At 34.3% G+C, this 24,868-nt stretch carries 18 protein-coding genes; 6 read left to right on the top strand and 12 right to left on the bottom strand.

What is annotated here, in order from left to right:
- Window positions 1–76: 76 nt before the first annotated feature.
- The 4 genes from WFH39_RS03865 to uvrA all read right to left on the bottom strand — a co-directional run bounded on the left by WFH39_RS03865 (window position 77) and on the right by uvrA (window position 6,697).
- The gene (locus WFH39_RS03865; protein ID WP_336688883.1) at window positions 77–481 is read right to left on the bottom strand and encodes a hypothetical protein; all 405 of its coding nucleotides are present in this window, start codon (window positions 479–481) and stop codon (window positions 77–79) included.
- 204 nt (window positions 482–685) lie between these two features.
- A complete protein-coding gene (locus WFH39_RS03860; RefSeq protein ID WP_336688882.1) occupies window positions 686–1,603 on the bottom strand; it encodes a hypothetical protein in 918 nt (305 codons plus the stop codon).
- Entirely contained in the window at window positions 1,596–3,788 is a 2,193-nt protein-coding gene (locus WFH39_RS03855) for a hypothetical protein (protein ID WP_336688881.1), read from the bottom strand. The genes WFH39_RS03860 and WFH39_RS03855 overlap by 8 nt, the downstream gene beginning before the upstream one ends.
- Window positions 3,789–3,865: 77 nt before the next feature.
- A complete protein-coding gene (uvrA, locus tag WFH39_RS03850; protein WP_336688880.1) occupies window positions 3,866–6,697 on the bottom strand; it encodes an excinuclease ABC subunit UvrA in 2,832 nt (943 codons plus the stop codon).
- A gap of 529 nt (window positions 6,698–7,226) precedes the next feature.
- On the opposite strand from uvrA, the gene WFH39_RS03845 reads away from it, so the two are divergent.
- The 3 genes from WFH39_RS03845 to WFH39_RS03835 all read left to right on the top strand — a co-directional run bounded on the left by WFH39_RS03845 (window position 7,227) and on the right by WFH39_RS03835 (window position 10,391).
- A complete protein-coding gene (locus tag WFH39_RS03845; protein WP_336688879.1) occupies window positions 7,227–7,799 on the top strand; it encodes a Crp/Fnr family transcriptional regulator in 573 nt (190 codons plus the stop codon).
- A 943-nt stretch (window positions 7,800–8,742) separates the two neighbouring features.
- The gene (locus tag WFH39_RS03840; protein WP_336688878.1) at window positions 8,743–9,423 is read left to right on the top strand and encodes a type 1 glutamine amidotransferase domain-containing protein; all 681 of its coding nucleotides are present in this window, start codon (window positions 8,743–8,745) and stop codon (window positions 9,421–9,423) included.
- A 668-nt stretch (window positions 9,424–10,091) separates the two neighbouring features.
- On the top strand, window positions 10,092–10,391 hold the full coding sequence (locus WFH39_RS03835; RefSeq protein ID WP_336688877.1) for a putative quinol monooxygenase: 300 nt from the start codon (window positions 10,092–10,094) through the stop codon (window positions 10,389–10,391).
- A gap of 210 nt (window positions 10,392–10,601) precedes the next feature.
- Here the strand turns inward: WFH39_RS03835 and WFH39_RS03830 are convergent, their stop codons facing one another.
- Both WFH39_RS03830 and WFH39_RS03825 read right to left on the bottom strand, forming a co-directional pair.
- A complete protein-coding gene (locus tag WFH39_RS03830) occupies window positions 10,602–12,479 on the bottom strand; it encodes a type VI secretion system baseplate subunit TssF (RefSeq protein ID WP_336688876.1) in 1,878 nt (625 codons plus the stop codon).
- Window positions 12,480–12,503: 24 nt separating this feature from the next.
- Window positions 12,504–12,944: a GPW/gp25 family protein gene (locus WFH39_RS03825; RefSeq protein ID WP_076390131.1), complete on the bottom strand. Its 441-nt coding sequence runs from the start codon at window positions 12,942–12,944 to the stop codon at window positions 12,504–12,506.
- A gap of 878 nt (window positions 12,945–13,822) precedes the next feature.
- Between WFH39_RS03825 and WFH39_RS03820 the strand changes: the two genes are divergently transcribed.
- Window positions 13,823–14,113, top strand: coding sequence for a hypothetical protein (locus WFH39_RS03820; RefSeq protein ID WP_336688875.1), 291 nt, complete (start codon window positions 13,823–13,825; stop codon window positions 14,111–14,113).
- A 60-nt stretch (window positions 14,114–14,173) separates the two neighbouring features.
- Here WFH39_RS03820 and WFH39_RS03815 read toward each other — a convergent pair whose 3' ends face one another.
- On the bottom strand, window positions 14,174–15,583 hold the full coding sequence (locus tag WFH39_RS03815; protein WP_336688874.1) for an APC family permease: 1,410 nt from the start codon (window positions 15,581–15,583) through the stop codon (window positions 14,174–14,176).
- A 946-nt stretch (window positions 15,584–16,529) separates the two neighbouring features.
- Here WFH39_RS03815 and WFH39_RS03810 point away from each other — a divergent pair.
- Complete coding sequence (locus WFH39_RS03810) at window positions 16,530–17,036, top strand: DUF4920 domain-containing protein (protein ID WP_288458027.1); 507 nt, start codon at window positions 16,530–16,532, stop codon at window positions 17,034–17,036.
- 113 nt (window positions 17,037–17,149) lie between these two features.
- Here WFH39_RS03810 and WFH39_RS03805 read toward each other — a convergent pair whose 3' ends face one another.
- A complete protein-coding gene (locus tag WFH39_RS03805) occupies window positions 17,150–18,259 on the bottom strand; it encodes a M14 family zinc carboxypeptidase (RefSeq protein ID WP_336688873.1) in 1,110 nt (369 codons plus the stop codon).
- 824 nt (window positions 18,260–19,083) lie between these two features.
- On the opposite strand from WFH39_RS03805, the gene WFH39_RS03800 reads away from it, so the two are divergent.
- Window positions 19,084–19,629, top strand: coding sequence for a helix-turn-helix transcriptional regulator (locus tag WFH39_RS03800; protein ID WP_336688872.1), 546 nt, complete (start codon window positions 19,084–19,086; stop codon window positions 19,627–19,629).
- A gap of 105 nt (window positions 19,630–19,734) precedes the next feature.
- On the opposite strand, the gene WFH39_RS03795 is transcribed toward WFH39_RS03800, so the two are convergent.
- The 4 genes from WFH39_RS03795 to WFH39_RS03780 form a co-directional block, all read right to left on the bottom strand.
- Window positions 19,735–20,907, bottom strand: a complete 1,173-nt coding sequence (locus WFH39_RS03795; protein WP_336688871.1) for a proline dehydrogenase family protein — start codon at window positions 20,905–20,907, stop codon at window positions 19,735–19,737.
- A 66-nt stretch (window positions 20,908–20,973) separates the two neighbouring features.
- On the bottom strand, window positions 20,974–21,903 hold the full coding sequence (locus WFH39_RS03790; RefSeq protein ID WP_336688870.1) for a UbiA family prenyltransferase: 930 nt from the start codon (window positions 21,901–21,903) through the stop codon (window positions 20,974–20,976).
- A 12-nt stretch (window positions 21,904–21,915) separates the two neighbouring features.
- Window positions 21,916–22,842, bottom strand: a complete 927-nt coding sequence (locus tag WFH39_RS03785; RefSeq protein ID WP_336688869.1) for a mevalonate kinase family protein — start codon at window positions 22,840–22,842, stop codon at window positions 21,916–21,918.
- Between the two features lie 462 nt (window positions 22,843–23,304).
- A complete protein-coding gene (locus WFH39_RS03780) occupies window positions 23,305–24,834 on the bottom strand; it encodes an MFS transporter (RefSeq protein ID WP_235130672.1) in 1,530 nt (509 codons plus the stop codon).
- Between the last annotated feature and the right edge of the window lie 34 nt (window positions 24,835–24,868).

The following is a 24,868-nucleotide window of genomic DNA, read 5'->3' as shown; positions in this document are numbered from 1 at the left end:
AATTTTCATTATTTACACTTAAAATAAAAAAGCCATACAGAATTTGCATGGCTTGGTATAAAAGATTTTATGAATATTATCTGTTGTTGATTTCTACCGTTACAGGCATCACATAAGTGTAGGCAACCATACTTTCATTTAATTTTTTACGGTCAACTTTATAATCCAGTTCGCTTAAAACTGTTTCAATCTCTTTACTTACACTTTTGCAGTCACCATTCGAATGAACATTTACGATTTTACCGTTCTTGGAAATATCGAATTTTACAACAGAGTTTACAGTTCCCTGTTTGTAATCCGTATTCGAAAGATCAAAATTTTCCATTAAACGGCTTCTTATATCGTTAAAAGTTTCACTTCTGCTTAACTGAATTTCTTCAATTGTATTATTGGCAGATGTTTGTGCTTTTGCTGTATTGATTAGTCCGATAAATCCACAAACAAAAAATGAAGTGATTAATATCTGTATTTTATTTTTCATAACTCTTTGGTTTTAAATATTATATTAAACTTATCTACTGTTTCTTTACCAAAGATATATAAAATAATTTACAATAATTTCACATTGAGTTAACATTGAGTTAACATTGAGTTAACATTGAAATTTAAAATATTGATTTTCAGTTGAATAAAATTTTAAAATTTTTGAAAATTTAATATTGGAAGCGAAAATTATTTCATAAACTCAATCTTTTGTCTTATAATCCACAGATAATAATTTATGAATAATATCTCTTTTAAACTTACTAAAAGGTCTTTTATGGTAATTTTCTTCTTCTATTTCAATGCCAAATATCATTCTATAAACCTCAGATTCATTAGTAATCCCTTTAAATGTTTTGTTTACTAAAGTATCAACATAATCTTCAGAATATTTTAATCTTAGCTCCAATAGATCTTTTAGTTCTTTTTCAGAATGAGCATCGTAGATTTCTTTTGTTTTATTAAAAGCAAGCGTTTTTTCTGATTTTGAATTCTTTTCAACTTTAATTTTCATTGCAAAATTATTAAAGTTTTCATATTCATAACTGAAAGTAAAATCATTTTTAGAGATATAAGGATGATTTTGATTCTCTAATGCCTTTAACCAATCATAGTCTTTTGCTGCACCTTTAATATGATTACAAGACGCACAACTTGGAATTAAATTATAAAAACTTAATGCCAAAATAGGAAAAGATTCTTTTGGAAACCAATGATCTAATTGAGCTCTTGCGTGGTTTGTTTCTAAATCAAACTGCAAAGTATAATTTAGGTTGCAATAAACACAAGTATCAATGTCCAATAAATTCAAAAACTCTTTACCATATTTTTTTTGAAAATAAGCTTCATAAGTGTATTTAAATATAACTTTAGCTGCTTTTCGTTCTTCATCATTCAAATTTAGATTATTATATCCAGAATTTATTTCTTCATATAAAATTTTAGGTTTACTGTTTATAATTTTATCTTTTTGCTCATTGATAAAATCCAATAATTTTTGACATAATTTATATTTAACTCCCTTTTCAGTCTTTTCTTTCGTACCAATTTTATCTAAAATTTTAGAAACTTTTTTATAGTGGAAATCTAATGCTTTTTGAGTTGGATTTATTTTAAGCATCTGTAATTTTTTTATTATATTTTTTTGCCAATTCTTCTAACCGTGTCATTTCTTCTTCCTTTAACTTTTCTTCATCAAAAGCTTCATAATACATTTCCAATAATTTTTCTCGCATAAAAGGTTCATCAATCAATTTGATTATTTTTCTAACTTCTTCTTTGGAATTAATTTCAGATTTTTCTTTTTTAAGAAATTTTATCGTTTCCTTTATTTTCTTTTTCGCAAAATAACCAATTAAACCATCTCCAATAAAGAAGCTGTCCGCTAATAGATCGTGGATATTGGCGGCAAAAGTGTTCATTTTAGAAAAATCTTTTGGCTTTGCCTTTCCGCTTTCAATCTCCAAAAACAATACATTCTGCTTTGGAATATCTGAAAGAATAAAGGGAGAATGGGTGATGAAGAGTAGATTTATTTCATATTTCCATCCTAATTTTAAAGCATCAATAGTATATATTAAATCATTAATAAATTTCCTTTGAAATTCTGGATGCGCGTACAATTCTATTTCATCGAAGATGATATTATAATTGTGATATTTTATTTGGGTAAATATTTTTTCTTTATCTAATTCATTTTCTTGATTTACAGATTTTAAATTTCTTAAATGATAAATAACCGAATGAATGCTAAATATTTTTTGTCTCTCTCCTGAACTTAAATTATTGAAGTTGTTTTCTGAATTTGGGTTATTTTCAAAATAAAAATTAACATCAAAAAAAGAAGGCAAAGAATATTCTGTTCCAAAGCTTTTATCCCAAAGTTCTGGATTCTTATCCTGAGATCTAATTGCTTGATATTTATAATTTATTTTTTGAAACAATTCATCTATTTCTATAAAAATTTCACTTTCATTATTGTAATCTGCCAAATAGTCTAAACGTAAAAAATTCACAGCCTGTCTGAATTTTTCAGTAATGTGGCTGTTTACCCCTCTTACTACTTTTAAATAATTAATAAATTCTTTGTTTTTTATTTTTATTATTCTATTTTTCAGATGATTATTGTCAGATTTTGTTAGTGTTACACCAGTCTGTTTATAAAAACAATTTTTAAAATCTTTAAAGATTTCATATTTAGTCATTTTGTATAATTTCAGCATAATGTAATTCATTGTTACATCATAAAATCGCCCGCTTGAGTCTGGAATGCTTTCAAAATTGTATAGCTTAACTATCTCTTTTGTTAAAAGTTGCTTTATTTCATCTGTAAATGAAATAGCATAATTATCAAATTTCAGATTTGCTTTTTTTAAATTTGAAACAATTTTTATATAAGAAAGTTTCTTTTCTTTAGAAATAGTTCTTAATCCATTTTCTTGTAAGATATTAACTAAAAAACGAGAAGTAGTAAGTTCTTTTTCTCGGTTGATGTCTATTATCCCTTCAGTTCTCATTGGGTTTATAACAATTGGTAATTGGTAGCCATCATTTTTATGAAAAACACCATTAATCCAATCTCCCATTTCATTGGCATTAAAACCATAATGAGAATAATTAATAACCATTGTGTAGAAAAAGTCTTGTAAAAAATGAAATTCTTCTCTATGAATATTCAATTGATTTTCTAAATCTCCTGATGCAAGGTTTTGTCTAACTATAACTGTTTTTTTATCAAAAGTCTTTTCATTATTTTCTTCAAAATCAATAATCTCTTTAATTTTACTATTCAGGATTTTTACTTTTCTAATTTTTATTTTTTCTTTTGTAGGGCTTTCCTTTGTACTGAAACATTCAAGCTCATTATTTTGAAGAAAACAAGAAAAACAATTGTGCAGAAAATAAATTTCAGCATCAATATTTTGCAAATCTTCTTTTATGCTTTTATCAATGCTTTCAAAATATCCCTGTTCTGCAAAAGAATCTTTATTAATAAAGTTTTCTTTAATATCAAGAGAAATCTTTAGAATACTCGCAACTAACAACTCCACCAAAGCACTTTTTCCACTTCCGTTTTTACCTACGATAGCAGAGATGTTTATTTTAGTGGTGTTTTCTTTTTCACCTTGATAATAAAGTTCTTGGGGTACAGTTTCATCATATTCAATAGAAGTAACATTTCCGTCATTGTCTTGAATAAATTTATAATCATTATAAAACTTATAAATCCAATTTTCTTCTAAATTCTTAAGAAATTTCGGATTACAACCACCCAAAGGTCTAATCGCTAATAATTTAAAGCTCATAGTTATTCGTTTTCCCCAAAAGTAAATAAAAAAACCGCAACATAAATTGCGGTTTTCCATAAGATATTTATATAATTTTACTCCAGTTCCCTCTTCAAAAACTTCCCCGTCAGACTCTTCTTCGACTTCACAATTTCCTCGGGCGTTCCCTGCGCAACGATTTGTCCGCCATGTTTTCCGCCTTCCGGACCAACGTCGATGATATGGTCGGCTAATTTGATTACATCCATATTATGTTCGATGATGATGAAAGAATTTCCTAATTCCACCAACTGGTTAATCGCATCCATCAAAATCTTTACATCTTCAAAATGCAGTCCTGTTGTGGGTTCGTCGAGAATATATAACGTGTTTCCGGTTTGTCTTTTTGCCAGTTCTGTGGCTAACTTGATGCGCTGCGCTTCTCCTCCCGAAAGTGTGGTCGACTGCTGTCCCAACGTAATATAACCTAAACCTACATCCTGCAGCGTTTTCACCTTCGCAAAGATCTTCGGAATCGGCTGGAAAAATTCCACCGCTTCATCAATCGTCATATCCAATACATCAGAAATCGATTTTCCTTTGTAGCGCACTTCAAGAGTTTCCCTGTTGAAACGCTTTCCGTTGCAGGTTTCGCAATGAACGTACACATCCGGTAAAAAGTTCATTTCAATCACTTTCAAACCGCCTCCCTGACAAGTTTCGCATCTTCCGCCTTTTACATTGAAAGAAAATCTTCCCGGTTTATAACCACGGATTTTACTTTCCGGCAATTCCGCAAACAGATTTCGGATGTCGGTAAACATTCCCGTGTAGGTTGCAGGATTCGAACGCGGTGTTCTTCCGATCGGAGTCTGGTCTACATCTACGATTTTATCGATGTGTTCAAGACCTTCAATTTTTTTGTACGGCAAAGGTTCCTGAACCGCTCTGTAAAAATGTTTATTTAAAATCGGATACAATGTTCCGTTGATAAGCGACGATTTTCCGCTTCCTGAAATCCCCGAAACCACGACCAGTTTTCCCAGAGGAATATCCAGTGTTACGTTTTTCAGGTTATTTCCGCTTGCTCCTTTTAAAACAATATTTTTTCCGTTTCCTTTACGTCTTTCCGCAGGAACTTCAATTTTTCTTTTTCCGTTAATATACTGTGCCGTAATCGTATCTGCTTTTACCAGGTCTTTCGGTTTTCCCTGCCACAGAATTTCTCCACCAAATTTCCCGGCTCTCGGACCGATATCCAAAACCTCATCGGCTTCCAGAATCATATCTTTATCATGCTCTACCACCAAAACAGAATTTCCGATATCCCGAAGATTCTTTAAAGAATTAATCAATCTTTCATTGTCTCTCTGGTGCAACCCAATCGAAGGCTCGTCTAAAATATAGAGAACATTCACCAATTGAGAACCAATCTGTGTAGCCAGACGAATTCTCTGGGATTCTCCACCCGAAAGCGTTTTTGAACTTCTGCTCAGACTCAAATAATCCAAACCGACATCTAATAAGAATTGCAGTCTGGTTTCAATTTCCTTTAAAATTTCATGCGCAATGATGGCATTTTTCTCAGAAAATTTATCCTTAACATCAGCAAGCCAGTCCTTTAAATCAATTAAACTTAAAGCATTAACTTCCGCAATATTCTTTCCGTCGATTTTAAAGCTTAAACTTGAAGGCTGAAGACGGGTTCCTTTACATTCCGGACAGGTTTCTTCCGTAGTAAAATGTCTTTCCAGCAAAATCGCTTCGTAAGATTCCCTTTCTTCGATAATTTCTTCCATGAAAGGAATCAGACCGTCAAAGCTGATCTTGATTTTTTTCGTAATTCCGGCGTATTTTAAATCTTTGTTGAATTCTTTATGACAGCCGTTATAAATGTAGTCTAACGCTTCTTCCGGAATATCCTGAATCGGAGTTGCCATTCCCAATCCGAAAATTTCCAAAATATTTTTGATCTGAGAAAGTACCCATTTGTTAGACTTTAAATCTTCCAATGGCAATAAACCTCCCTGATTGATGGATAACTTCGGATTTTCAACAAAATAATCGGTATTGATTTTCTTGATGGTTCCTAAACCTTTACAACTCGGACAGCTTCCTTTTGGAGAGTTGAAAGAAAACGTATTCGGTTCCGGCAAAGCCAGTGAATGACCGGTTTCGGCATCCATTAAATTTTTAGAAAAATATTCGATGTCTTTACTTCCCAGTTTCTGAATCCCGATCAGTCCCTCTCCCATTTCCATCGCCGTACGAAGAGATTTTTCCATTCTCGCTTCGGAAGCAGATTCCCCGATAATCCAGCGGTCGATGACGATGTCGATATCGTGGGTTTTATAACGGTCGAGTTTCAGATCATATTCAATGTCCTGCAGTTCACCGTCAATTCTTGCCTGTCCGTATCCTTTTTTTGCCATCTGCACAAAAAGTTCGTGATAATGTCCTTTTCTGGATCTTACAACAGGCGCCATCAGCATGATTTTCTCACCTTTATAATTTTCTTTGATGGTTTCTAAGATTTGTTCTTCGGTATAGCTTACCAGTTTTTTTCCGGTGGTCTGAGAATACGCATCGGAAACTCTGGCAAACAAAAGACGAAGGAAATCGTACAGTTCCGTCACGGTTCCTACCGTAGAACGCGGGTTTTTGTTGGTGGTTTTCTGTTCGATAGCAATTACAGGAGACAGTCCTTCAATTTTATCGACATCGGGACGCTCCAGACCTCCCAGAAACTGTCTTGCATACGCAGAAAACGTTTCGATATACCGGCGCTGTCCTTCCGCAAAAATCGTATCAAAAGCCAAGGATGATTTTCCGCTTCCCGAAAGTCCCGTAATCACGACCAGTTCGTTGCGTGGAATTTTTACATTGATGTTTTTAAGATTATGTTCACGTGCGCCGTAAACTTCTATATATTCTGTTGATTTACTCATAATTCGGGGTGATCTTACCTGAAAATCACGATGTGCAAAATTACGGAAATTTTGGCAATTTTCAGTGTTAAAAAGTGTTAGTTTATCCTTACAAAAATGATGCGAAATTATTCGGAAGCCATTTGTTTTTTTAATGGTTTTAGAAAATTATTATGACAATTGTACCATAAAAAATTTACTCTTCATGAATCTTTGATTACAATTGCGTTTTTTCAAAATAAAAGATCAGTCTTTTTAAAGCAAAACTTGTTTAAATTAATTTCAGAATTAACTGCAAAAAGGATAAAAGATCATGTTAAAGCGAATTTCTGTAATAATCAAAGCGCTCAAAAGAATGAAAATCAAAGATTTTTAAAAACTATAGTAAGCTTTTTCATTGATAATGATCAACTTTAAATAAAAAATTTAGTAGATCTTTTGTAAATTTTGGGGTTAAATAAAAGTGTAAACAGACTTGCAGTTTCTGTATTGGAAAGTCAAGCAGATTCTTCAGAATTTTAATTACTTTTACACCGGATAAAGCATTATCATGAACCGACTGCGAGAACATATCGAAGCCATTACACCGCTTACAGACGAAGAATTTGAATACGTTAAAACTTTTTTCACTTTAAGAAAAGTCCGTAAAAATCAGTTCCTGATTCATGACGGAGACGAAGTTAAATATGAATTTCTTGTTCTTGACGGAATCTATAAGGTGTTTTATATTGATGAAAACGGCAAAGAACATATTCTTCAGTTTGCCAAAAAAGACTGGTGGATGTCCGATTATATAGGATTTTTTAAACAGCAAAATTCCAAAATGTTTATCGAATGCCTGAAAGAAGGTGAAGTGGTAAGTCTTACCCTTGAAGGAAGAAATAAACTCGCAGCCGATCTTCACAAGATGGATCATTTTTTCAGAATTAAATTAACGAACGGTTATATTGCGCTTCAGCAGAGAATTATGATGCTTTTATCCGGAACACCGCAACAGCGTTACGAAGAATTTGTAAGATTATATCCCGATCTGATTTTGGAAGTTCCTAAAAAATACGTCGCAGAATATCTCGGCGTAAGCAGGGAAACTTTAAGCAGACTGTATTCTAATACCAATAAGTAGTATTTAAATTTTTTATTCAGAAAATCTTAACGGTTCAGTGTCATTCTGATTGAAATTTTGCGAAGCATTATGAAATGAATAATCTTTTGAACAGTCTACCGCTGATTTTGCAGATTACGCAGATTTTTTCAATGTGAAATTGTTTATTTTTCCTCAAATGTATTTCCAGCATTCTTGTCATCCTGAAAGGATCTTAACAATAAAGTTAATAAGAGACTCTTCGACAGGCTCAGAGTGACACCGCGAATACGAAACGAAAGATAAAGCAATTAATAATTGTTAACAGCTCTTTTCACTTAGCGAAATCTTTAACGACTCATGTTATTCTGATTGAAATTTTGCGAAGCATTATGGAAGGAAGAATCTTTTTGAATAATCTCCCGCTGATTGTACAGATTACGCAGATTCTTTTTTCAATGTAAAATTGTTTATGCTTTTTCGAATGCATTTCCAGCATTTTTGTCATCCTGAAAGGATCTTAGCAATACTGGGAATAAGAGACTCTTCGACAGGCTCAGAGTGACACTGCGAATACGAAACGAAAAACAAATGAAGAATCTTTTTAAACACGAATGCCACAAATCTTTTTGCACAAAGAGCACCAATAAATTAAATACTATATTAAAGACAGACTTTATGCATATTGTTTCAGATATTGAAAAGAATAACTTCCGCCATAGCCCCGATTGCAGAGAAAATCCCGCAATGGAGCGGCGGAGCGAAGCGGAGCCGCGCAATGAGGAATTGTAACGGAAAGCGGGAAAAAGCTCCCAATAAAACATAAAACCAATAGGATAAAATGCAGAAGTGTGATTTGGATCACACTTTTTTTGTGACTTCAGTCCTTCGAAGGAAGCATTGGATCGGCATACATTTGCTGTAGAAATTCAGGTAATTTCAAAAAGATCAAACAAAATATTTTTAACAAACAAAATTGAATGTCATGAATCCAAAAGTATTAATCGTTGTATCCAACGCGAATTCTATCGGTCCGAACAATAAAAGAACAGGAACTTTCCTGCCTGAAGTAGCGCATCCTTATGCAGAATTTGAAAATGCAGGTTACCAGATCGATTTTGCCAGCTTAACCGGTGAGTCTCCGTTTCTGGACGGATTAAATTTAGCAGATGATCCGGAGAACTTAAAATTTTTAACCGGAAAAGGCTGGGAAGATATGCACAGCGCAAAAAAACTGTCTGAGGTAAATACTTCCGTTTACGATGCCGTATTTGTTCCGGGAGGTCTGGCTCCGATGGTGGATATGGCGGAAGCGCCGGAACTTAAAAAAGTACTTGCCGATTTTTATGAAAGCAACCGTGTTGTAGCAGCGGTTTGTCATGGTCCCGTTTCGCTTCTGAATGTAAAATTAAGCGACGGAAGTTATCTGGTGAATGGTAAAAATATTGCTGCATTTACCACTGCGGAAGAAGAGAGTTATGCAAAAGCGGATGTTCCTTTTGATCTTCAGACTGCCTTAACGGAGCAGGGTGCGATTTTCCATGCAGCAGAACCGTGGTCTGCAAACAGCATTGCCGACGGAAATATCGTGACCGGACAAAATCCGGCTTCTGCAAAAGGTGTCGGAGAAAAAATTGTGGCTCTTTTGGAAGCGAAAAAAGCTTAAACAGTCTGTTGTCCATTTGGGAATGCTTTTGCTTATCTTTATGTGAAATCTTTTTATTGTAAGATTTAGAGCCTGTTTAATAAGGAATTAGCTTAAAAAACTTAATCGTTATAAGCATCGCAAAGGCGCAAAATATTCATTAATACAGTCTTGTCTTAAGGCGCAAAGATTTTATCTGCGATAAAATTAAGCATCAATCCTTATTGAAAATCTTTGATTTTCCTGCGCCTTAAAGATTTAAATTAATAAAAATCTTGCGTCTTACAACAAGAATATATTTATTAAGCTTGTTTAACTAATTTCAGAATTAACCGCAAAAGGGACAAAAGATAATGTTAAATCGAATTTCTAATAATAACCAAAGCGCCCAAAGAATAAAAATCAAAGATTTTTAAAAACTATGGTGAGCTTTTTCATTTATAATGATCAACTTTAAATAAAAAATTTAGTAGATCTTTTGTGGTTAAATAAAAGTTTAAAAAAAAGTCTAAACAGACTTAATATTTAGGTTGGCTCTTAATGTAATTTCGAGATAGTTGAATCGCAAAGAAAGACAAAAATAATTGTAACCATTTGAAAATAAGATCAACAAAGGCGTTCTACTTATTTTAGAAATACAGAAATTCAAAATGCACAACGTGTTTAAATAATTAAAAAAATATAAGAAAATGGATCAGAAAGCAGTATATATCTGTGCCAAATGGCAGGTAAAAGAAGGAAAACTGGATGCCGTTCTGCAGTTGGTACAACAGGCAGCAGAAAAAAGTTCGCAGGAAGAAGGAAATCTTTTTTATAAGGTACATCAAAGCAGATCAGACGATCATACTTTGGTATTGTTTGAAGGGTATAAAAATGCCGATGCAGTGGAATTCCATAAAAATTCTGAGCATTACCAGAAAGTTGTAGCCGAACAGATTGTTCCTTTACTGGAAAACAGAGAGGTGATTCTTATGGATCAGTTATTTTAAACAGTAGTTTTTTTAATGAGTTTCGGGCAAACCTTTGGTTTGCCCGAAACTTTTATTATTTAGCTGGAGATCCTTCGACAAGTTCAGGATGACAGGATTCTAATAATAACTGCTTTTATATTCCTTCAAATAAATATTCTGAAGATTTCGCTAAGTCATCCTAAGATCGTCTGAGAATTCATCCATTTTTATTGAGAATATCCTAAACAATCACGAAAAATCCAAATCTTCGTTCGTTACTTTTACCAGATATTCAATTCCGTCAATGGCTTTGGAAATAATCTGGTTTCTTAAAACATTCGCCATATTTTCCCAATAAGCTCTTCCGTAGAAAGAATAATTCTGCGGAATAATTTCTACCTCAACCGTTCGGATGAAACCTTCTTTCGGTTTATTGCTGATCATGGTTCCGCGGGTTACCTTTACCTCTTTCAGTTCGTCTTTCAAAACCATTCGGCAATAGTTTTTCACGTCTTCCAGAGAAATGATCTTGTCTCTTGTGGTTAAAGCATATTTATAAGCCTGAATACTGTCGGTTCCCTTCTGCTCTTCCGCGCCGCCTATCGTTTCCGTTAAAAGAACCAGCGTCTGCGATTTCAACTGATTCGAAAGTTCCGTTCCGGGACGCATATGGTTGGCTAAAGTAGAATGCGTGATCCAGAATGAAGCATACGTGTGATCTGTTTTATCAACAGGCTCCATAATCACATAGTTCAGTTCCTGTTTAATGCTTCGTTTGGCATTGTTGACTTTCTGAACCATGGATTTCATTTTGTCGGACATTTCACTGAGAACGCCTTTCACATTATCACGGTTCAGTAAAGAGAAGGCTGCAATTTCGTCTCTAGTGAGTTCCAGAACATTGGCAATCATATCAACGGCATTCCTGTTCGTAAAACGCTCCATTCCGCCCTTTCTTACCGTGTATAATCCTTTTCGAAGATCGTCATTCGGGGTGAAAGGAATTTCGGTGTATTTTCTTCCGTCACCGTCCTGAACCTCATCTACATACAGAAAATGTTCGCCTTCATCCGTTACGAGAGGAATATTATTTCCCATGATGTCTAAGCTGTATTCCGTTTTTTTCCAGCCTCGGTTATAGATCGGGAAAGCATTCAAGACAAAGGAAAAATTATCCAGAATTTCAGCAGAAAATTGCGGCGGAAATTCGAAAGTAAGCCACAGATAACGTTTTCCGTCGATGTATTTTGTAATTTCTTCTTTATAATCTACATAGCTGAGATTTTCAGGAAGCTGACCTTGTTCTGAAAATAATGAGGCTGAAAGTCTTGAAATCTCAATGAATTTATGATGATACACACTTTTGATGTCTTCAATAATTTTATTCTGAATAGACTGTTCGCGGAACATCTGCTCATATCCTTCTGCCTGATTGTTTTTATAATAAGTTAAACCTTCTTTTACAAATAACGGATTTCCGTTGGACGAAACCGTAATGTAAGGCAATAATTTATAGGTAAAATCAAGATGTTCGAAAGCAGGATTTGAACAGTAAATGCTTACATTTTTAGGAAAAGTTTCGTTTGAGTATTTTGAAACATCGATTCCTATGGTGACTTTACGGTAATCTTCCGGTCTTCCCTGAAATCTTGCAATCGGAATTTTATTCAGCCGGTCATCGATTCCGTAGCAGGTGTTTCCTACAAACATGATGGCGGTCTGTATTTTGTTGATTCTGATATTTCCGATTGGCGTAAAAGGAATATTGATCTGCTTATCCGATTCTGATTTTATGGTGGAAGTCATCTGTTTTTTAAAGAAAAACTCGGTATGCTCCAGTAAAATTTCCGACGATTCATAAGGTTGCGTGAACGCAATTGCATGAGACGGAATGGGATGTGTATAAATGGAAGGCGTTAATAATTTTGCCAGTTTTTCTAAAATTCTGGCGTTTACGGTCTGTATTTCGTTGTTCGCTTTGAATACTTCCGTGCTGAATGCGTCAATTAATAATTTAACGAACGGATCAAGAGACTGCGGACTTTTCAGACCCCATACTTTTGTGGCATTCTGAAGCATCCTCGCTTTTACGGATTCTTTGGAATAAATATTCTGTTCTAAATTCATAGGATTTGGTGGTGGTTATAGAATTTAATCAATCGACATGGGACTCAGGAAAAGTTCTGTAGAAAAGCTGAAACGTTCTCCGGAATGCTCCATTTTGGCATTGATGGCGATTTTTACCTTTTTTTTGATTTCGGTATGTTCTTTTGTGTCGTAGCTGTGTTCTACGATCTGGATGTGTGCATCGATTTGCGGCTGAACGATTCTGGGTTCGTATTCCTGAATCTGTCTTTTGAGGCTTTTAATGAAAACGGCTTCCCAGACTGCGCTTGTAATGCCGTTATCGAATTCAAGATTCCAGACGTCGTTTCCGTAATTTTCATCGTATCTGTTTTCGCCTTTTTTGGTGGTGATGAGCAGCATAATATTGTGCGCGATGCTTTCTCCCATGTCGCAGGTTTCTATGCTTCCTCCTTCCGTCATTAAAGTCGACGGAACAAAAGGCATTCTGTAATTTGGTGTGTCCATGATTTCTCCTTCTTAATTTTTTACTTCATAGAACTTAATTCTTTGAAAGATACTACCAAATTAATCATTTTTAAGGAAAAAAATGAGATAATACTATTGATTGTTGTTTAAATTTTTCTTTTTTAAATAGGCGTTGGCTTGAAATTACATGAATTAATAAAAGTTTATTGTAAATAATCATAAAACTCTAAAAAGTTTAAACAGATTTTTTATTTTTAAACCACCCCGTCAAAAATTTTGTTGAAATTTTTGCCACCCTTCCGAAGGAGGGGAATTTTTAGAGCCTTAAAAATTAAGGATCAGTTGTCTACAATATTCATGTACGATGGCTTCCAATAAATTGAGGAAGACTTCCGGAAAACTCCGGAGGTTTATTGCAATCAACGGAGAAGTTCTGTGGTTTCCTGCAAACTGCGGGAGACTTCCGGAGAACTCCGGAGATTTAAAACAGAGTTGTTTGTAATCAACGGAGAAGTTCTGTGGTTTCCTGCAAACTGCAGGAGACTTCCGGAGAACTCCGCAGATTTAAAACAGGGTTGTTTGTAAATAACGGAGAAGTTCTGTGGTTTCCTGCAAATTGCAGAAGACTTCCGGAGAACTCCGGAGGTTTAAAACAGAGTTGTTTGTAATCAACGGAGAAGTTCTGTGGTTTCCTGCAAACTGCGGGAGACTTCCGGAGAACTCCGGAGATTTAAAACAGGGTTGTTTGTAATCAACGGAGAAGTTCTGTGATTTTGAATGTTTTTAAATGATTTGGTTTTTCTAAACCACCCCGTCAAAAATTTTAATAAAATTTTTGCCACCCCTCCAAAGGAGGGGAATTTTTCGGGACTTCTGATTTAATCTTTTCTGTTTATGATGGATGTAGTGGACAAAAATTGAAATTATACAGAAAAATCCTAGCCCAGATTGCAATGAAAATCCTTTTTGAAAAAAAGATTGTAATGGAAAGCTGGAAAAAGCTCCAAAAAAAAGCTGCCCGACTTTGCGAACAGCTTTATATGATTATTTCTTTTTGGCAAGACGGATATATTAGAAAGGAGGAGTTCTTTGGATTTGAATACTTTTTGAATTATTCGAATTTTAAAACCACCCCGTCAAAAATTTCGTTGAAATTTTTGACACCCCTCCAAAGGAGGGGAATTTTTGACTTTAGGGCTTATTTTTGATTTGGGGTTGACAAAAAATAAAAGCTGCCCAGATTGACGAACAGCTTTTCAATTTATTTTTCAGTTTTTTTTATTCATATTAATGAGATAATACACGGGGAGTCCGAGTAAAACCATGAGAAAACCGGGCCATGTATACTGCTGTTTGTAGATGAGCAATAAGATGCAGAAACCTGTCCCGATCAATAAATAAATAATCGGAGTCACCGGATACAACCATGTTTTGTAAGGTCTTTCCAGATTGGGCTGTTTTATTCTCAGGTAAATAACGCCGAAAACGGTAATCATGTAAAATAAAACGATCACGAAAGAAATCATATCCAGCAAGTTTCCGTACTGTCCGCTTAAACATAAAATGGAAGCCCAGATTCCCTGCATCCAAAGCGCATTTGCGGGCACATTGTTTTTGTTGTTCTGTTCTGCCTGTCTGAAAAACATTCCGTCTTTTGCCATCGTCTGAAACACTCTTGCTCCGGCTAAGATGAGTCCGTTATTGCATCCGAAAGTTGAGATCATCACCAAAACTGCAATAATTGCCGTTCCTGCATTTCCGAAAATGAAATGTGAAGCAGCCACCGCTACCCTGTCGTTTTCCGCAAAAGCAATGGAATCTCTGTCTAAAGCGTTCAGGTAAACGTAATTGACGGCGATGTACAAAATCATGACCGCAGTTGTTCCGTAGATCATGGATTTTACAACATTTTTCTTTGGATTTTCAATTTCTCCGGAAACAAAGGTTACACTTTCCCACGCTACCGAACTGAAAACGGAGCCTACCATTGCGGCGGCAATTCCGCCCAGTAAAGTCATTCCTCCGATGGGTTCCCAGCCTTCTTTCAGAAAATTTCCTGAAATGTCTTTTTTAAGGTTGCTGAAAGCCTCATATCCAAAGCTGAAATTATCCGATAAATGCGAAATATCTACCAGAATAAATCCTGTAGCAATAAGACCGAGTAATGCTATGATTTTGGAGCCTGTAAAGATATTCTGTAATAATTTTCCGCTTTCAACGCCTCTTGTGTTGAGCTGGGTTAATAAAATGATAGTAGCAATTGCTAAAATCTGGATCCATGTAATTTTAAATTCGCCGCTCTGGAAAATCGGAGCTGCATCATTTAAAGCGGGAACAAGATAAGCAGTAAATTTCCCGAAAGCCATTGCCACGGCAGCAATTGTTCCGGTCTGAATGACCGTAAACAATCCCCATCCATACAAAAATCCCATTTTTCTTCCGAAAATTTCTTTAAGATAGGTGTATTGTCCTCCTGCTTTTGGAAACATTGCCGAAAGTTCTCCGTAACTGATGGCTGCTGCAACGGTCATGACTCCCGTAATAATCCAAACCACGATTACCCAGAATCCTGAGCCAAGGTTCCGCATCATATCTGCGGCAACAATAAAAATTCCGCTTCCGATCATAGATCCCATTACCAGCATAATGGCATCCCAAAGTTTTAGTTTTTTCTGCATAATTGATTGTAGATTCCAAATATAAATAATTATAGGATTATTTTCTGTTTTATTTAATATTCGCCGGATTTTTCTGTAAATTGATATTTAACGCAATGACCACAAGGTTTTTATTAAAATAACATTAATTATTTTTGGTTCGCAAGGGTGCTTCGACAGGCTCAGCATAAACTATTCACTCAGCGAATGATAAAAATGCATAAAAGAGTTTTCCAATTTTTTGCGTGCCGATAGTTTATTAAAATCAAAGAAATTCAATATTATTTTCAAAATAAAATTCTGCTATCATTTGCTGAGTGAAACGCCTTTGCGAACGGAATTTTTTCAAAGTTTATCCTCACTTTCTTTGCGAACTCTGCGTTAAATAATTTTTGATTGTAATAATTTAACACAATGACCACAAGGTTTTATTAAAAACAAGATTGATTATTTTTCGTTCGCAATGGCGTTTCACTCAGCGAATGATAAAAATGCGTAAAAGAGTTTTCCAATTTTTTGCGTGCCGATAGTTTATTAAAATCAAAGAAATTCAATATTATTTTCAAAATAAAATTCTGCTATGACTTGCTGAGTGAATAGTTTATGCTGAGCCTGCCGAAGCACCCTTGCGAACGGAATTTTTTCAAAGCTAATCCTGTTTATCTTTGCGAACTCTGCGTTAAATAATTTTTGATTGCAATGATTCAACGCAATGCTCACAAGGTTTTATTAAAAACAACATTGATTATTTTTATTTCGTAAAGTTGCTTCGACAGGTTAAGCACCATCACGAAAGGAATTTCTTCAAAGTTGATCCAAAATCTTTGCGAACCCCGCGTTAAAACGTATAACAAAGCTAGTCTTAAGAAAATGCATTCAAATTCTGAAAGATTAAACCTGTTTTTTATCAAATATTTAATGTTTGCCGTTCAGAATTTTATTATTACTTTTGAGAAAAATAATTCAAATGAAATTCAAAGCGATATTATTTGCTGTAGCCGTGAGTGCTTCGTCTTTAGCTTTTGCACAGGAAACAAAAAAATTCGGACCTCCTGCCGGAAATGCTCTTGTAGGTGATGTTTACGGTGGCGGAGTTGCTTCAAATGTAGAATCTAAAGCAATTTCTGTAGATAAGCTGAGCAAAAAGCTTAAAAAAGATAAAAAAGTAGAAAACGTTGCCGTAAAAGGGAAAGTAACAGACGTTTGCGACAAAAAAGGATGTTGGTTAACAATCCAGACGGAAGATAACTCTCAGTTTTTTGTAAAAATGAAGGATTATGCATTCTTTGTTCCTACTGCTTTAAAAGGTAAAACTGTTGTTATGGACGGAACTGCAGAAAGAAAAATTACTTCTGTAGATGAGCAGAAACATTATGCGGAAGATGCTAAAAAGCCTCAGTCTGAAATCGATGCGATCAAAACTCCGAAAGAAGAGATCAGATTTGTAGCCAACGGAATTAAAGTGGTAAACTAATTTTGTTGTTCTCAATGAAATAAGGGATCTGTAAATTTCCAGATTCTTCTTTCATCAAAACGACACAGTTAATATAAAACAAAAGCGGAATCAATGTTCCGCTTTTTTTATTTTCAGTCTTCTATTGTAAAATTGACTTCTGCATCCAGTTTTGGATATTTTGTTTCTGAGACAAATTTCTTTCCGGTACAGTCGATTTCGAGCCAGCCTTTTTTCTTCTTCACATCTCCCACTTCCATGACAAAAGGAATAAAAGAGATTTCATCTTTTCCTTCTTCTTTTATTTCACGGTACTGAACCGCTACGTCTAAAATACATTCATGATCTGTATTCAGCTTTACATTTCTGTAAATGATATCATAATGAGTTTCTCTGTTCTCCGGAATTTCGAGATAGGTTTCCCAGCCTGTGGTTTCGGAATTTAATTCTGAAATCGCTTTTAACGCATAATATAAAGCAACCGTATAATATTTTCGGGTTCCCTTTCTGGTGTAGTCGTCTACAAAATGTCCGCCTTCAAATAAAATGGTCGGCATTCCTGCTTTTATAAAATTATCGCCAGTGGAAGTCGGATAAAATTCATCAGAATATCTTCCGATCTGATTCGGGATTAATTCTTTCAGATGATTATAAATTTCTGCAATTACCGCCATGCATTTTTTCCGGTTTTCGGTTATAGTTCTTTCAACATTTTCTGAGGGAGCCAAAAAAGATAATGTAGCCGGATGAATTCCGTCTGTCGTAAAAATTGTTCTCTGCTCATGAAGGTTCAGCGCATAATCATATTTTTTTGAAGCTGCCGTATTTTTTAGAAATTTAATTTCTTTACTCGCTTCATTATGAAAGTCTCTGTTCAGATCGATATCGGCTGCATTTAATCTTGTCCATTTTTCGGATCCGTCAGGATTTAGCATAAAAATAAAATCAAGTTGAATCTTACTGAATAATTCCTGTTTTAATTCCGGAGCCTTATCCAAAGAAAAAAGCAAATCGAGCATCGCATGGGTTGCGTTAGATTCATTGCCGTGCATTTGCGACCATGCAAGAATATTAATGTTTCCTGTTCCGACTGTTAATTTATAAATAGGCTTCTCTAAATAAGACGTTCCGATATTTTCGATATGATCGCTGAGATTGGTCTGTAGGTAAGAAAATAACTTTTCAGGAGAAATATAGCGATTTGGGAAATTTGGATTTTGTAAATAGATCTGTTCGAAATTCATATAAATAGTTTACAATAGTCAAATTTAAGCCTTTTTTATGGAAAAAGTAAATTTTACATTTGTGAAATCATTAAACATATTGATATGACAAAATGTCTGTTGATAAAATTGTGGATTGATAATAATTTAATGCTTATATTTTAAATAACTCAATTTCAGTAATTTATAAAGTTTAATTAAATGAGTATTTGAATATTACTTTAAGTAGTAAAAGTCTTTGTTTTAAAGAAATATGAGGAAATTTGTTAAACAAAACTATTGTTGAAAACTTTGAATAAAACACTGTATACAAATGTAAATCATCGAAAAATACAGTCTTCTACTAAATCATTTCTGTTTTTAATTTCAGAAATTTAATCAGGTAAATCTTTAAAAAGATCAATAACCATATTTTAGATTAAAATAATACAAAACCCAGTCCAAATGCGTTTGAAAGCTGTATTTTACAAAAGTAAAACGTTCATTTTACCCTATTATAAAGCGTTTATCTGTTATTTTAAGTACATTATCTGTATTTGATGATACAGTGTATTAAACCGCAACAAAATTATGTTTATTACATCAATAATGGTGTTTATATGAACATAACTTATCAATAAGTTATCGACGTTTTCAGCAAAATTTTATTGATTTTAATGATTTAACTGTGGATAAACTTTTGTAAAATTTAGAATTAGTGTTTTATTAATTATATAGAATACTCATTTTTAAGCAGTTATGAAGTTTACAAATGTATTTCATTTTAATTTACATTTGTTTATCATTTCGATTTGCATTTGTAAATTTATTTATTTACATTTGTAACACGTTTTAAGAATGGTTTTATGAGTTTAAACGAGAGAATTTCAAAAGTTATCGAATATTCTAATCTTTCTTCTTCGGAGTTTGCAGATGAAATTGAAGTACAGCGATCTTCTATTTCGCACATAACGTCCGGAAGAAATAAGCCGTCGCTTGAGTTTATCATTAAAATAAAATCGCGCTTTCCTGAAATTCTTTGGGACTGGCTGATTACCGGAGAAGGTGAAATGCTGAAATCTGAGCTTCCCGAATCGGATATTCCTGAACTGGAAGAAGAAATTTATGAAGAGGAAAAACCGAGAACGACTTCTCTACCCGATCTTTTTACGATGGTAAATAACGATGAAGATTTTGGCAGTGAAGAAACAGAAATAGAGCCGTCGGAAATGAAGCGGCAGGAATCGCTTATACCCGATCAAAGTAAAGCTCACGAGAAAATATCGGATTCTCAGCGATTAGAAAATAACAGTGATCAGATCATTGCTCAAGCCATTGAAAATCAACAAAATAAAATTAAACGAATTGTTATTTTCTACGAAAACGGCAAATTCGAAAGTTTTGAACCATAAATGACCTTTTAAACTTTTCATTTTCAAAAATTTTAACCAATTTATATTTTGATCATAAAAAAACCTCACAATATTTTTGTGAGGCTTAGCATATATTTTTAGAATTTATCTGCTTGCTTTTCTTCTTTCCAGTTCTTTTTTAATCAGCCCCAATTCACGACCGGTTTGCCCTGCAACGGAAGTATTTTCCTGTGCTCTTCTGGTAAGATAAGGCACAACATCTTTTACAGGTCCGTAAGGAAGGTATTTTGCCGCATTATAGCCTTTGTCCGAAAGATAGAACGTAATATTGTCGCTCATCCCGTAAAGCTGCCCGAAATAGATATGAGGATTCCCGTTTTCCAGTCCTTTCGCTTTCATTTTATCCATAACAAGCTCTGAAGAAATTTCATTGTGGGTTCCAAAAAATGCGGAAACTTTATCTAAATGATTCATAACGAAATCAATTCCTGCATTGTAATTTTTATCGGAAGCATCTTTTGTCGGCTGAATAGGATCTGCATAGCCTTTTTCTGCGGCTCTTGCTCTTTCTTTTTCCATGTAGGCTCCACGAACGATCTTATACCCGATAAAATAACCTTTTTCTCGCGCGCGCTGAAGATGCGACTCCATATATTCCAATCTTCCGGTTCTGTACATCTGAATGGTATTCCAGACAATCGGCTTTTCCTGATTATATTTCTCCATCATCTCTTCGCAAAGATGGTCTGCTGCATCCTGCATCCAGGTTTCTTCGGCATCCACCATTACTTTTTTATCGTTTTCATGGCAAAGCTTACAGACTTCATCAAACCTTTTTACCACTCTTTCCCATTCTTCTTTCTGGCTTGTTGTGAGTTCTGCATTTTTCCCGACAGCCTCGTACAAATCAATTCTTCCGAAAGCTGTAGGTTTAAAAACGATAAACGGAATTGCCGGATTTCCTACAGAAAATCTTACGATATCTTTGATCTCTTTGCAAACTGCATTAAACGTTTCTTCGTCTTCTTTGCCTTCAATGGAATAATCGAAAATACTTCCGACTCCTCTTCTGAAAAGCTGTTTCACGACTTTCATACTTTCTTCACGGGTTTCACCACCGCAAAACTGCTCAAACAAAGTGTTTTTTACAATTCCGGTAACGAAAGGAAAACTATTATGAACGGTGAAATTAAGAACAGAAGTTCCAATTTTTGTAAGAGAAGGCTGCTCAATCATTTTGAACATCCAATACGCTTTTCTTAACTGTGCATCGGATTTATCCGCAAATGCGACTTTAGTATCGTTAAAAATGGGCATTACTTTTTATAAATTTAAGGTTCTGCAAAGGTAAGAAAAGGTTCAGGTTTTATGAAGAAAATTTTTCTATAATTTGCCTTCCAGTCCGTTGAGAAGCATTGCGATTATCCCAATGAAAACCCAAATTCTGAGAATATTAAGCGTGATGAAGTTGCTTTTTCTTGTATGATTTAAAATAAGGTAAACGCAAAGGATGAAAATAAATAATCCGGCAGTAAAATAATACGCCATGAATCCTGAAATTCCTGTTTTCATAATCAGCTTCATGGATACTGCCATGGTAATGATGAGCAGAGAGACGATAATTATTTTGGTATTCCTGCTTTTAAAATAATTGGGAATTGTTGTGTATCCGAATGCTTTATCGACGCTCTTCGTTAAAGTATCTTTCACAATATCAATGCATAAAAGAATCAGAAAAAGAAAAACCGCCATGAGTAAAACTTTCTTCGAAAAAGTTTCATAATAGACCATCATTCCGAAAAAAGGATACAGCGTAAGACTCACAAAGGTAAGATTGTTTAATATTAAAATCCGGCTGAGCTTATGGCTGTAAAACCACATAAAGAACTGATAAACTACAAAAAATGCAAAAACATTATGCGAAATCATCCATGCAACTCCCAAAGAAATCACACTTAAAACCAGGTAAGCATAAAGGAAATATTTCTGCTTAATGAAGCTCTGAATTCTCGTTCTGAAAGGCTTTACAACATGATCTTTTTCGAAATCGTAAAACTGGTTGATGATTCCTCCTGCAAGAATCGTTAGAACCGTACAGAAAATAATTCCGTGAACTTTAAAATCAAATACGAATTTTCTGAAATTTTCATCCTGATTAAAGAGGAAAAATGTTGAAACATAGAGAGCAAAAATCAGCAGGACGGCAACAAAAAAGCGAGCTCCCAAAAGAAAGCCCACGAATTGTGAAAATCTGTAAAAAAAAGATTTTTGAATATAATTTCTCTGTTGGAAAGTTTCTTTTTCAGAATTCATTCACAACATTTTTTAGAATCTGTAAATCACTTCTTTATGGAAGCCATCAAGCATTTTTTCTGCTTTTTCGTAATCTTTGGTGAAACCTAAAATATAACCACCTCCGCCGCTTCCGCAGAGTTTTAAATAATATGCATTGGAGTCCAGACCTTTTTTCCAGACATTAAATAAACTTTCAGGAATCATGGGACGGAAATGTTCATATGCCCAGTGAGAAAGTTTTTTCAGATTTCTGAAAAACGGGTTCATGTCTTTTTTAAGGAATGCATCAATACAAGCATTGTTGTAACGGATAAATTCTTCTTTCAGGGTTTTTCTGAAACCTTCGGTCTTCATTTTTTCAAAGAAAATCTGAACCATTGGTCCTGTTTCGCCAGTCATTCCGGAGTCGATTAAAAATATTGCCCCTTTTCCGGCTTCGCTTTCCGGAATGGCAACTTTATCTACACTTTCTTTGCTTTCGATAAGAATAGGAAGATTCATGTAGCAGATAAGAGGATCAATTCCTGAGCTTTTTCCGTGGAAATAGCTTTCCATTAAGCCAAAAACTGTTCGAAGACTTTTCAGTTCGTCTTTTGAAATATTTTCAGGCTCATGCTTGGAAACAGAATATCTTTCGAAAATTGCGGCAACCAAAGCACCGGAACTTCCTACTCCATATCCCTGAGGAATATTGCTGTCGAAGAATAATCCTTCAGAAATTTCTTCTTTAAACTTTGAAACATTAAGCTCAAAAGTTTCAGGAAGTGCTAAATTCTGCAAATAATCTGCGTATTTTTTAAGATGATTGTTGGATTTTTTTTCAAATTCGGAATCCAGTGAAGAGAACTTGAGGGTACCTTTATAGAAGCTATAAGGTAATGTCAAACCTTGGGAATCTTCTATGATTCCGTATTCTCCGAACAAAAGAATTTTTGCGTAAAATAATGGGTTTGTCATTTATTTAAATAAATTTTTCTGCAAATTTAATACTATTCTGATGAATATAAGCAAATCCCGCGCCGAATTCTAACAAATTTTAACAGCAAAATATTCTTAAAATTTTAATTAAATCTAAAATCAGAATTACATTGATATAAATTTACAAAAAAAGCCTGAAAATTAAGGTTTATATGGTTTTCTATTAAAAAGAAATAATAAGGAATGTAATTTATCGTGAGTCGATATAAGAAGATTAAAATAAATTGATAATCAAACGGCTACATTTCATTAATAGCGTTATTCTTCAGCCCTATGTAAAGTTTTCAGATCAAAATTAACTTTAATAAAAATTGAATATAAGTTTTGACTAAAGCTCATTGCTATTTTTGTATTGTTTTTACGTGGAACTCATGTTAATTTAAAATCAAATAAATAAAAAAGACGCTATAAAGCGCCTTAATTTGTTGTAGTATGATTTAACTATTTTTTCTGGGTATTCAGCTTTAAGAATCGTATCAATATTAATCCTACAAAGAAAAATAGTGCCATTGAAAACGCGGCAAATCTCATTCCTGAAGCGGAAGGCAGCATGACATCAATTTTAGCGAAAATGGCTCTTAAAGAATCGTATTTATCGATAAATAAGGCAAAAACAAATGTTCCTACAATGATGGCAATTTTTTCCAATACATCATAAAAACTGAAAAATGTTGTGTTCTCCATTGAGTTTTCCGGCAACAGCTTGGAATAAGTGGATCTGGACATTGCCTGAAGACCTCCCATTACCAAACCTACCACTGCAGCCACTCCATAAAACTGATATTCTACTGTCGGATTTTCTTTGTTAAGGAAATATGCCCAGATACAGGCAACGATCCAAAGAATAATAGCAATGGTAATTACGTTTTTGTTTCCTATTTTTCTTGATAATCTTGAGAAAATTACGGCTCCGATGATGGCTTCAATCTGAATGACCAAAAGTGTTCCGATGAGTTTATCCTGAGGAAGATTGATTTCGCTTTTCCCGAAAAGTGTTGCCATCAGGAAAATAGTCTGCATTCCCACGCTGTAAAAAAAGAAGCTGGAAAGGAAATATTTCAGGTTTCTGTCTTTGAACAGATCTTTTCCTACTTTGAATAATTCATGAAAGCTTTCTTTGGCGATATCTTTATAGAAGCTTAAGTTATCTTTTAAGACTTCGAAGAAACCACCCTGTTCTTTATGTCTTTTGAAGATGTTTTTATAGTTTAAAAGGACTAAATCTTTCGGAAGTTTTTCTTTCACATCACCAAACTGAGGCAGATGCTTGAAGGTATACTGAGAAAAACCGAACCACCAAGCTCCGGTTAGTAAAAAGCTGATTCTTGTGAAAAGCAACTGTTGTGCAGCTCCTTTTGCAAGAACCTGAATTAAAAGTAAACAGATTATTACCAAAACTACGGAACCTATATATCCGTAAACATATCCTTTTGCTGAAAGTGCATCCTGTTTGTCTCTGGTGGCAATATCCGGTAAAAAGGAATTATAGAATACCAGACTTCCCCAAAATCCGACACTTGCAGTAATGCTGAAGAGTAATCCTAAGAATACGTTGTGCATTCCGGTAAACATTGCCAATCCCATACAAGATGTAGCTCCTAAATAGCAGAAGAACTGCAGGAAGGATTTTTTGTTTCCTATTGTATCTGCTAAAGAGGATAAAAACGGAGACAATAGAACTACTATGAAAAAGGAAATCGTTAAAGAATATCCATAGACCGCATCGGGTTGATATTCTTCTCCAAAAATCTTAATCATATGTCTTACAGGAACATCGATCCATGATTTTGTTTCCGCCACGTATTCCTTTTTTTCGTACGCTGTGGTAAGAATGGAATAGTAAATAGGGAAAATAGTAGAAGTAATTACCAAAGAATAAACGGAGTTTGCCCAGTCATAAACCGCCCAGGCTTTCATGATCTTTGGATTATTCTTTATGTTTTGAGTTTGCAGATTCTCAATTTCAGACATTTCAAATAATTATTAATAAACACAAAAATAGCAA

This window comes from Chryseobacterium sp. MMO-72 (genome assembly GCF_037146035.1).
GTDB classification, from domain to species: domain Bacteria; phylum Bacteroidota; class Bacteroidia; order Flavobacteriales; family Weeksellaceae; genus Chryseobacterium; species Chryseobacterium indicum.
The sequence above is the reverse complement of the archived record's forward strand: the minus strand, read 5'-3'. Positions and strand labels throughout refer to the sequence as shown.

Excerpts from the sequence above, each read along its gene's own strand:
- WFH39_RS03865 (WP_336688883.1), bottom strand. The coding sequence starts at position 481 with ATGAAAAATAAAATACAGATATTAATCACTTCATTTTTTGTTTGTGGA.
- WFH39_RS03860 (WP_336688882.1), bottom strand. The coding sequence starts at position 1,603 with ATGCTTAAAATAAATCCAACTCAAAAAGCATTAGATTTCCACTATAAA.
- WFH39_RS03855 (WP_336688881.1), bottom strand. The coding sequence starts at position 3,788 with ATGAGCTTTAAATTATTAGCGATTAGACCTTTGGGTGGTTGTAATCCG.
- uvrA (WP_336688880.1), bottom strand. The coding sequence starts at position 6,697 with ATGAGTAAATCAACAGAATATATAGAAGTTTACGGCGCACGTGAACAT.
- WFH39_RS03845 (WP_336688879.1), top strand. The coding sequence starts at position 7,227 with ATGAACCGACTGCGAGAACATATCGAAGCCATTACACCGCTTACAGAC.
- WFH39_RS03840 (WP_336688878.1), top strand. The coding sequence starts at position 8,743 with ATGAATCCAAAAGTATTAATCGTTGTATCCAACGCGAATTCTATCGGT.
- WFH39_RS03835 (WP_336688877.1), top strand. The coding sequence starts at position 10,092 with ATGGATCAGAAAGCAGTATATATCTGTGCCAAATGGCAGGTAAAAGAA.
- WFH39_RS03830 (WP_336688876.1), bottom strand. The coding sequence starts at position 12,479 with ATGAATTTAGAACAGAATATTTATTCCAAAGAATCCGTAAAAGCGAGG.
- WFH39_RS03825 (WP_076390131.1), bottom strand. The coding sequence starts at position 12,944 with ATGGACACACCAAATTACAGAATGCCTTTTGTTCCGTCGACTTTAATG.
- WFH39_RS03815 (WP_336688874.1), bottom strand. The coding sequence starts at position 15,583 with ATGCAGAAAAAACTAAAACTTTGGGATGCCATTATGCTGGTAATGGGA.
- WFH39_RS03810 (WP_288458027.1), top strand. The coding sequence starts at position 16,530 with ATGAAATTCAAAGCGATATTATTTGCTGTAGCCGTGAGTGCTTCGTCT.
- WFH39_RS03805 (WP_336688873.1), bottom strand. The coding sequence starts at position 18,259 with ATGAATTTCGAACAGATCTATTTACAAAATCCAAATTTCCCAAATCGC.
- WFH39_RS03800 (WP_336688872.1), top strand. The coding sequence starts at position 19,084 with ATGAGTTTAAACGAGAGAATTTCAAAAGTTATCGAATATTCTAATCTT.
- WFH39_RS03795 (WP_336688871.1), bottom strand. The coding sequence starts at position 20,907 with ATGCCCATTTTTAACGATACTAAAGTCGCATTTGCGGATAAATCCGAT.
- WFH39_RS03790 (WP_336688870.1), bottom strand. The coding sequence starts at position 21,903 with ATGAATTCTGAAAAAGAAACTTTCCAACAGAGAAATTATATTCAAAAA.
- WFH39_RS03785 (WP_336688869.1), bottom strand. The coding sequence starts at position 22,842 with ATGACAAACCCATTATTTTACGCAAAAATTCTTTTGTTCGGAGAATAC.
- WFH39_RS03780 (WP_235130672.1), bottom strand. The coding sequence starts at position 24,834 with ATGTCTGAAATTGAGAATCTGCAAACTCAAAACATAAAGAATAATCCA.